The following is a 7,435-nucleotide window of genomic DNA, read 5'->3' as shown; positions in this document are numbered from 1 at the left end:
ACGTCCGTCGTGCGAAGCTGTACTACATGCGCGATCTGCGCGGTAAGGCAGCCCGCATTAAGGAGCGTCGCTAGTCTGCGGCACCGGCGCCCCGCTCACTGACACGATTCGGTGGGCGGGGCGTTTTTGTATGTCCGGCCGACCGGCGCTGCTAGAGTATGCGAGGTGACGAACGTGAATGGACCAGTAAGCGGCTCGAACCTAGGCAGGGGAGAGCCGGAGTACCCGCGTGACACGACGGTGCCATCCGTACCGGCCGGTTCCGGCGCGCGCGCCGGGGCGGAAGACCGTGTCGCTCAGGGGAAGGCGGGCAAGCCGGGGAAGTCTGGCTCGTCGGAATCCTCGGAATCTTCGGAGTCCAAGGAGATGCCGTGGTACGTGGAAATCCCCATGGTCATCGTGCTGACGCTCGTGTTCATCTTCCTCATCCAGACCTTCATCGGGCGCCTGTACGTGATCCCGTCTGGGTCGATGGAGCCCACCCTGCACGGCGAGAACGGGTCGGGGGACCGCATCTTCGTGGAGAAGCTCACCTACGCCTTTGATGACCCGGAGCCCGGCGACGTGATCGTCTTCAAAGGCACGGACTCGTGGAACACCGGGTTTGAGACCAACCGCTCCGACAACCCGGTGATCCGCGGCGTGCAGGAAGTTGGCTCGTGGGTGGGCCTCGTGCCTAAGGATGAGAACACGCTGGTCAAGCGAATTATCGCCGAGGGCGGGCAGACCGTGTCCTGCCAGGAGGGTGACCCGGCCGTCATGGTGGACGGCCAGCCGATCCAGCAGGACTACATCATGAAGCCCTCGTACTACCCGGTGGACCCGTCGACCGGCTCCGACGCGTGCGGTGGACAGTACTTTGGCCCGCTCGAAGTGCCGGAAGACCACTACTTCATGATGGGCGACAACCGCACGAATTCTTCCGACTCCCGCTACCACATGGGCGACGGCGAAGAGGGGACGATTCCGCGTGAGAACATCCGCGGCAAGGTCCTCGGCATCGTCTTCCCGCTGAACCGTTTCGGCGGCGTGGAGAGCCCGGACATCCAGCAGTAGGCTGGTCCGCTGTCGATGGCTCGTGTCCGCAGGCTCAAACAGCTGCGCACCTACGAGGTAGCGCTGGACAACGCCGGGCTCGGCCCGGTAGCCGGCGTGGACGAAGCAGGGCGGGGTGCCTGCTTTGGCCCGATTACGATCGCCGCGTGCGTGCTCCCGACGAGCCCGGTAAAGGAGCTCGAGGGCCTGACCGACTCGAAGCGGCTCACGGCGCGCCGCCGCGAGTTGCTCTTCGACCCCATTCGAGAGTGCAGCTTGGCGTACGGGATCGTGCATATCTCGGCTAAGGAGATTGACCACCGCGGCATCCAGGCCGCCAACCTGGACGGCGCGCGCCGCGCCGTAGCCCAACTAGAGATCCAGCCTGGCTACGTGCTCATGGACGGCTTCCGCGTGCCCGGTATGCCGGCCGCGCAACTTCCCGTGATCGGAGGGGACGCCGCGGCGCGGTGCATTGCGGCGGCGAGCATCCTGGCCAAGGTGAGTCGCGATCGGCTCATTACGCAAATGGCGCAGCAGTACCCCGGCTACGGGCTGGAGGGACACAAGGGCTACGGCACGAAGGCGCACATGGATGCGGTGCGCCGCCACGGCGCGACCCCGGAACACCGCTATAGTTATGCAAACGTCAAGCAGGCGATCGAGTGTTACGAAAAAGGGGTGCTTGCATGAGCGCTGAGGAACTGGACAACTACGAGTCTGAGGTGGAGCTGTCGCTGTACCGGGAGTACCGCGACGTAGCCAGCCAGTTCTCCTACGTGGTGGAAACGGACCGCCGTTTCTACCTGGCCAACGCGGTCGAGCTGATCCCACACACCGAGGGCAAAGACGTGTACTACGAGGTCCGCATGTCCGACTGCTGGGTGTGGGACATGTACCGCGCCGTGCGTTTCGTGCGCTACGTCCGCGTCATCACCTACAAGGACGTCAACATTGAGGAGCTGGACAAGCCCGACCTGACCTTCCCAGACCGCTAAACACCACGGTTTCCCGCTTCCTTCATCGGGGGCGACGACCGCGAAGCAACACCGGTGGCGCAGTATCCTGCGCCACTTTTTTCGTTTGTGATGGAACCGCGGCCCCTTTTCCGGAGTCTAACTAAGTACGGGGTTTTACACCCGCACTGAAAACAACGCACTTTAAGACACGGACTCTCAGGAGGGGCCATGCACCATCACACATCACACCACGACCCGCACCAGCGTTCAGGGCCGCCGATCGGCCTGAATGACCAGTACGAGCTGGGATATGCGGGGGAGGCGGGCGCGATCGCGTGGTACGAGGAGCTGGGCTACCAGCTGCTCGCGCACCGCGCCCGCGTGAAGGCGGGTGAGATTGACGCGGTGCTACGCGCGCAGGACGGGACCATCGTGTTCCTTGAGGTCAAAACGCGCCGCGGCACAGCGTTCGGCGCGGCGGAGTCGGTCACACCCCGCAAGCTCGCCACGATGCGGCGCTGCGCCGGGCAGTGGCTGAGCCAGCACCACCTGCCCGAGGCACGGTGGGCGCGCTTCGACGTGGTTGAGGCGGTCTTTGACGGCACCCAGCTGCACTTCCACCGCTTCGAGGGGGTCGAAGATGGCGCTTGCTAGCACCCAAACCGCGACGGTTGAGGGCGTCGTCGCCCACCCGGTCACCGTGGAGGCCAACGTCGGCCCCGGTCTACCCGGCGTCCACATGGTCGGACTTGGCGACGCCGCCGTGAAAGAATCCCGCGAGCGCATCCGCACCGCTGTCGCCAACGCCTCGCTGCCGTGGCCGCGCACCAAGATCATGGTCTCGCTCTCGCCCGCGCACCTGCCCAAAGCCGGATCGCATTTCGACCTGCCCGTCGCCCTGGCGGTACTGGGCAGTATGGACCCGCGCACCCAGCGCACCATCGGACGCACCCTCTTCCTCGGTGAGCTCGCCCTCGACGGCACCTTGCGCCGGGTCGAAGCGATCCTGCCGATGCTCCTGCAAGCACGCAGCCGCACCGACATCGATACCATCGTCGTCCCCACGGCCAACGCCGATGAGGCGGCACTCATCGCCGATCCCCGCACGTTCACCGCCGATTCGCTCACGCACGTGTGGAGCTGGCTTCTCGACGCCACGCCGCTCCACCCCGTAGCCCCCGTTGCCCCCGGCACCTCAGCGCGCTCGGGGAGCGGGGCGGCTGCGCTCGACTTCGCGGACATCGCCGGCCAGGTCCTTGAGCGGCGGGCGATGGAAGTCGCCGCCGCCGGTGGCCACCACCTGATGATGGTGGGCCCGCCCGGGTCCGGGAAGTCGATGCTGGCGGAGCGGCTGCCGTCGATTATGCCCCCGCTCACCGACGCCGAACGGATCGAATGCACGGCGCTGCACCAGGCCGCGGGGATCGCCAAAGGCGCGCTTGTGCAGGAGCGGCCGTTTATCGCGCCGCACCCGTCGTTGACCAAGGCGGCGTTGCTGGGCGGCGGGGCGCACATCCCGCTGCCGGGAGCGGTGAGCCAGGCTCACCGCGGCGTGCTTTTCCTCGACGAAGCCTCCGAGATCCCCGCCCGCGTTCTGGACGCGCTGCGCATTCCGCTGGAGCAGCGGGAGGTGCAGCTCCAGCGCGGGCGCCGGACCGTGCGGTACCCGGCCGCTTTCCAGCTGATCCTGGCTGCGAACCCGTGCCCCTGCGGCGGGGAGGCAACGCGGTGCCGCTGCACACCGGGGGAGCGGGCGCGGCACCTCGCCAACATCTCCGGCCCGCTGCGCGACAGGCTGGACCTGTACGTGCGCACGACAGCGCAATCGGCGGTGCTCAGCCCGGAGGACGCCGAGCCGTCCGCCGTTATCGCCGACCGCGTCGCCGCGGCGCGGGAACGCGCAGCCAGCCGCTGGGCTCAGGCTGGGGTCGGTGGGGAGGAGGCCGCGACCAATGGCGCGGTGGCGTCGACACTGATCCGGAGGCACTACCCGGCCGATGAGACCGGCATGATCTTCCTCTCCAACAAACTCGGGCACGGCGAGCTGACGCAGCGTGGCGTGGACAAGGTGCTCAAGCTGGCGTGGACGCTCGCCGACCTCGAGGCTGCCGACACCCCTGACATCGACCACGTCGCGCGGGCGGCGGAGATGCACGCGCCCGCGCCAGAGGAGGAGGCAGCATGACCCCCAGCAACCTTGAGTCCTGGGCCTACCTCTCCCGCGTAATTGAGGGCCCCTCCCGCCACCTCCAGGAGATGCTGCGCGCCGGCCGCGATGCCGACGAGATCGCCCGCGGCATCCGCACCCGGGCGAGCTGGCTCGGCCCACTGGCTGGCACGACGGAGCGCCGGTACGACTGGGACCGCCCGGCCGCCGACCTGGAGACGGCGCACGAGCACGGCTACCGCTTGCTCACCCCGGAACACGCGGGGTGGCCGAGCGAGCGCATCGAGGAGTCCTTTGTCGCGGGGGCATTGCACAGCCGGGAGAACATGGACTTCGCCATTGCGGACGGGTCGGCCCCGCACACCCTGTGGGTGCGCGGTGCGACCGACCTGGCGGCACTGTTCGCGCAGTCGGTGGCCTTTGTGGGTACGCGAGCGTCGAGTAGCTATGGGCATCAAGCTACGCAGGACCTTGTGGGCTCGGTGGCCAAGCAGCGCTACACCGTTGTCTCTGGCGGGGCGATCGGCATCGACACGGTGGCGCACGAGACCGCGCTCGCGGCGGGCGCGCCGACCATCGCGGTGGCTGCCTGCGGGCCCGGGGTGGTGTACCCGAAGCGCAACGAAAAGCTCTTCCGGCGCATCGTCGCCGCGGGAGGCGCGCTGGTGACGGAATACCCGCCGGGCGTGACGCCGGATCGGCACCGCTTTCTCACGCGCAACCGGCTCGTCGCCGGACTGACGCAGGGCAGCGTGGTGGTCGAGGCGGCGTTTCGCTCCGGCGCGCTGAACACGCTGAAGTGGGCGCGCTACTACAACCGGCAGGCGATGGCGGTGCCGGGGTCAATACTCGGGCCCAACTCGCTCGGCACCAACTTGGCCATCCGCGCCGGGAACGCCACGATGGTGCTCAGCGGAGACCAGATCCACGAGCAGTGCGGTCACATTGGCCAGATTGACGCGGAGGGGCAGCTGGAGATGCAGTTTCAGGCAGACCCGATCCAGCAGCTCAGCCACAACGAACTCCGCGTGTTTGATGCCACCCCGCCCGCCGCCTCAGCGGGGCGCGACGCCGAGCGCATCGCCGCCGACGCCGGGTTGAGCACGGGTCTCACCGTCCACCTCCTCATGGAACTCGAGCGACGCGGCCTGGTCCAGCGTGAGCGCAGGCAGTGGTCCCGCGCGGTGCGCAGCAAGGAGAGTGCGTAAACTCCTGGGGCATGAGTGACTTCAGCGCCGAGTCGCAGTTCCTTGCCGCCGTCGCGGATTTTGCCGACTACGCCCGCGACGTGCGCAACCGCTCCAGCAACACCGTGAAGGCCTACGAGGCGGACCTGCGTAGCCTGTCCAGTTACGTCACCACCTTGGACGAATTCACGCTGGACACGTTGCGCACCTGGCTTGCCGACGCCTCCCGCGCCGGCAAAGCACGCTCCACTCTCGCCCGGCGGACCGCCACCGCCCGCAGCTTCTCCACGTGGGCGACCAAACAGGGGCTGCTCCCTCGCGACGTCGCGGCGCGCCTGGTCACCTCCCAATCCCAGCGGCCCCTGCCCACAGTGGTGAGCGCCACGCGCGCTGGGGACCTTGTCGAGGCCGACACAGCCGACGACGCGCACCCCGCCGAGGCGCTTCGTGACCACGCCATCCTCGAATTGCTCTACGCCACCGGCATCCGCGTCGGCGAACTCACTGGCTTGAACACTGGGGACGTCGACTTCGCCCGGCAGACGGCAAAGGTTACCGGTAAGGGCAACAAGCAGCGCACCGTGCCCTTTGGTGAGCGGGCCAGCCTGGCCGTGCAGGACTGGCTCGAGCAGGGCCGCGGAGAGCTCGCCGCCGACACCGACGCCCTCTTCGTGGGCAGCCGCGGCGGGCGGATTGACCAGCGTCAGGTCCGGCGCATCGTCGAGCGGGCTGCCGAGCGCGCCGGGATCGCGGACGTCTCACCCCACACGCTTCGCCACACCGCGGCCACCCACATCCTGGAGGGCGGCGCGGACCTGCGTGTGGTGCAGGAGATGTTGGGGCACTCTAGCCTGCAGACCACGCAGATCTACACCCACGTCTCCGCCCAACGGCTGCGCAAGGTCTACGAGCAGGCGCATCCACGGGCGTAGGGGGTTGGCTTCGGGTTGGTTCAGGGGACGGGTTTGAGCCGGATCAACGGGGCCGAGAGGAGCGAAAGCGGGTCGATGTAGCGCTCCTTACCCACGATCGCGCCCCAATGCAGGCCGTCGTGCCGGTTGGGCGCGTTGGCGGGGGAGTAGGCGAGCGCGCCGATGATGTCGCCCTCGCCGACGGGGTCCCCCTTGCGTAGCTCGGTGCGTACGGGTTGGTAGGTTGTGCGGATTCCATCCGCGTGGGCGATGGAGACGACAGGTGTGCCGGCAATCGTGCCCACGTAGTGGACGGTGCCGTCGCTGGCGGCAAGGACGGGGTCGCCGGGGCGGGCGGCAAGGTCGACGCCGCGGTGGCCGGGTTGCCAGTTCTTCTCCGGGATGTCCGCGGGGCGGGTCACACGGGAAGCGTGCGCGGTGCCGGTGGTGGGGTCCACCCACGCGAGGGCCGGCGGGCAGGAGATGAGGAGCGTGATGGTAGCGAGGATGAGGGCGGTGAGGGGTGGGCGCGGCGTCGTGAAGCGATACATGCCTCAGTTACACCACAACAAACGGTGCAAAGAAACCCTAAACGAAAAATCTGTGGATAGGTGCTGGGGGTTATCCACAACCGCGCAGCGCAATTATGATTTTGGGCCTGAGGTGCGTATACTCACTCGGGCAGTCCGCGCCTTGCGTGAGGCTGACTCCGCGCGCCGACAAACGCCAGCCGAGCAACGGTCCCTTGAAAGGGCGCGAGGCGGGCACGGTGCCAGGGTGTGGGATAAAAACCCGCACGTTTGACCAGTATTAACCGAACTATTTTCTCCAAAGGAGACATTCCCATGGCAGTCGTGACCATGCGCGAACTCCTCGACGCAGGTGTGCACTTTGGCCACCAGACGCGTCGTTGGAACCCGAAGATGCGTCGCTTCATCTTCACCGATCGCAACGGCATCTACGTTATCGACCTGCAGCAGACGCTGACCTACATCGACGAGGCATACGAGTTTGTCAAGGAGACCGTTGCGCACGGCGGCACCCTCCTGTTCGTCGGTACCAAGAAGCAGGCACAGGAGCCGATCCAGGAAGAGGCAGAGCGCGTCGGCATGCCGTACGTGACCCACCGCTGGCTCGGTGGCATGCTCACCAACTTCCAGACCGTGTCCAAGCGAA

General features: G+C 67.2%; 10 protein-coding genes. 9 read left to right on the top strand and 1 reads right to left on the bottom strand.

Features of this window, described 5'->3' with window-relative positions; genetic code table 11:
* The 8 genes from EAW56_RS10660 to xerA form a co-directional block, all read left to right on the top strand.
* The coding region (locus EAW56_RS10660) for a 50S ribosomal protein L19 (protein WP_122086426.1) at window positions 1-74 on the top strand (74 nt) is incomplete at its 5' end.
* A 292-nt stretch (window positions 75-366) separates the two neighbouring features.
* Entirely contained in the window at window positions 367-1,056 is a 690-nt protein-coding gene (lepB, locus tag EAW56_RS10655) for a signal peptidase I (RefSeq protein WP_095546389.1), read from the top strand.
* A 15-nt stretch (window positions 1,057-1,071) separates the two neighbouring features.
* A complete protein-coding gene (locus EAW56_RS10650) occupies window positions 1,072-1,728 on the top strand; it encodes a ribonuclease HII (RefSeq protein ID WP_095534816.1) in 657 nt (218 codons plus the stop codon).
* Window positions 1,725-2,033: a DUF2469 domain-containing protein gene (locus EAW56_RS10645; RefSeq protein ID WP_095277469.1), complete on the top strand. Its 309-nt coding sequence runs from the start codon at window positions 1,725-1,727 to the stop codon at window positions 2,031-2,033. The genes EAW56_RS10650 and EAW56_RS10645 overlap by 4 nt, the downstream gene beginning before the upstream one ends.
* A 189-nt stretch (window positions 2,034-2,222) precedes the next feature.
* Window positions 2,223-2,648, top strand: a complete 426-nt coding sequence (locus EAW56_RS10640; RefSeq protein ID WP_095534815.1) for a YraN family protein — start codon at window positions 2,223-2,225, stop codon at window positions 2,646-2,648.
* The gene (locus tag EAW56_RS10635; protein WP_122086496.1) at window positions 2,635-4,179 is read left to right on the top strand and encodes a YifB family Mg chelatase-like AAA ATPase; all 1,545 of its coding nucleotides are present in this window, start codon (window positions 2,635-2,637) and stop codon (window positions 4,177-4,179) included. Before EAW56_RS10640 ends, EAW56_RS10635 begins: the two co-directional genes overlap by 14 nt.
* A complete protein-coding gene (locus tag EAW56_RS10630; RefSeq protein WP_122086494.1) occupies window positions 4,176-5,369 on the top strand; it encodes a DNA-processing protein DprA in 1,194 nt (397 codons plus the stop codon). The genes EAW56_RS10635 and EAW56_RS10630 overlap by 4 nt, the downstream gene beginning before the upstream one ends.
* Window positions 5,370-5,380: 11 nt before the next feature.
* The gene (gene xerA, locus EAW56_RS10625; protein ID WP_122086492.1) at window positions 5,381-6,280 is read left to right on the top strand and encodes a site-specific tyrosine recombinase/integron integrase; all 900 of its coding nucleotides are present in this window, start codon (window positions 5,381-5,383) and stop codon (window positions 6,278-6,280) included.
* A 20-nt stretch (window positions 6,281-6,300) separates the two neighbouring features.
* On the opposite strand, the gene EAW56_RS10620 is transcribed toward xerA, so the two are convergent.
* Window positions 6,301-6,810 carry a M23 family metallopeptidase gene (locus tag EAW56_RS10620; protein WP_095553972.1) on the bottom strand — a complete coding sequence of 170 codons (510 nt, stop codon included), beginning with the start codon at window positions 6,808-6,810 and terminating at the stop codon, window positions 6,301-6,303.
* A 294-nt stretch (window positions 6,811-7,104) separates the two neighbouring features.
* On the opposite strand from EAW56_RS10620, the gene rpsB reads away from it, so the two are divergent.
* The coding region (rpsB, locus tag EAW56_RS10615) for a 30S ribosomal protein S2 (protein WP_122086490.1) at window positions 7,105-7,435 on the top strand (331 nt) is incomplete at its 3' end.

The sequence above is a fragment of the Corynebacterium gottingense genome (genome assembly GCF_003693265.1).
GTDB classification, from domain to species: Bacteria; Actinomycetota; Actinomycetes; order Mycobacteriales; family Mycobacteriaceae; genus Corynebacterium; species Corynebacterium gottingense.
The sequence above is the reverse complement of the archived record's forward strand: the minus strand, read 5'-3'. Positions and strand labels throughout refer to the sequence as shown.

What these genes read in the sequence shown, in the direction of transcription:
- lepB (WP_095546389.1), top strand. Translation starts at nt 367, where the DNA reads ATGCCGTGGTACGTGGAAATCCCCATGGTCATCGTGCTGACGCTCGTG.
- xerA (WP_122086492.1), top strand. Translation starts at nt 5,381, where the DNA reads ATGAGTGACTTCAGCGCCGAGTCGCAGTTCCTTGCCGCCGTCGCGGAT.
- EAW56_RS10650 (WP_095534816.1), top strand. Translation starts at nt 1,072, where the DNA reads ATGGCTCGTGTCCGCAGGCTCAAACAGCTGCGCACCTACGAGGTAGCG.
- EAW56_RS10635 (WP_122086496.1), top strand. Translation starts at nt 2,635, where the DNA reads ATGGCGCTTGCTAGCACCCAAACCGCGACGGTTGAGGGCGTCGTCGCC.
- EAW56_RS10630 (WP_122086494.1), top strand. Translation starts at nt 4,176, where the DNA reads ATGACCCCCAGCAACCTTGAGTCCTGGGCCTACCTCTCCCGCGTAATT.
- EAW56_RS10620 (WP_095553972.1), bottom strand. Translation starts at nt 6,810, where the DNA reads ATGTATCGCTTCACGACGCCGCGCCCACCCCTCACCGCCCTCATCCTC.
- EAW56_RS10640 (WP_095534815.1), top strand. Translation starts at nt 2,223, where the DNA reads ATGCACCATCACACATCACACCACGACCCGCACCAGCGTTCAGGGCCG.
- EAW56_RS10645 (WP_095277469.1), top strand. Translation starts at nt 1,725, where the DNA reads ATGAGCGCTGAGGAACTGGACAACTACGAGTCTGAGGTGGAGCTGTCG.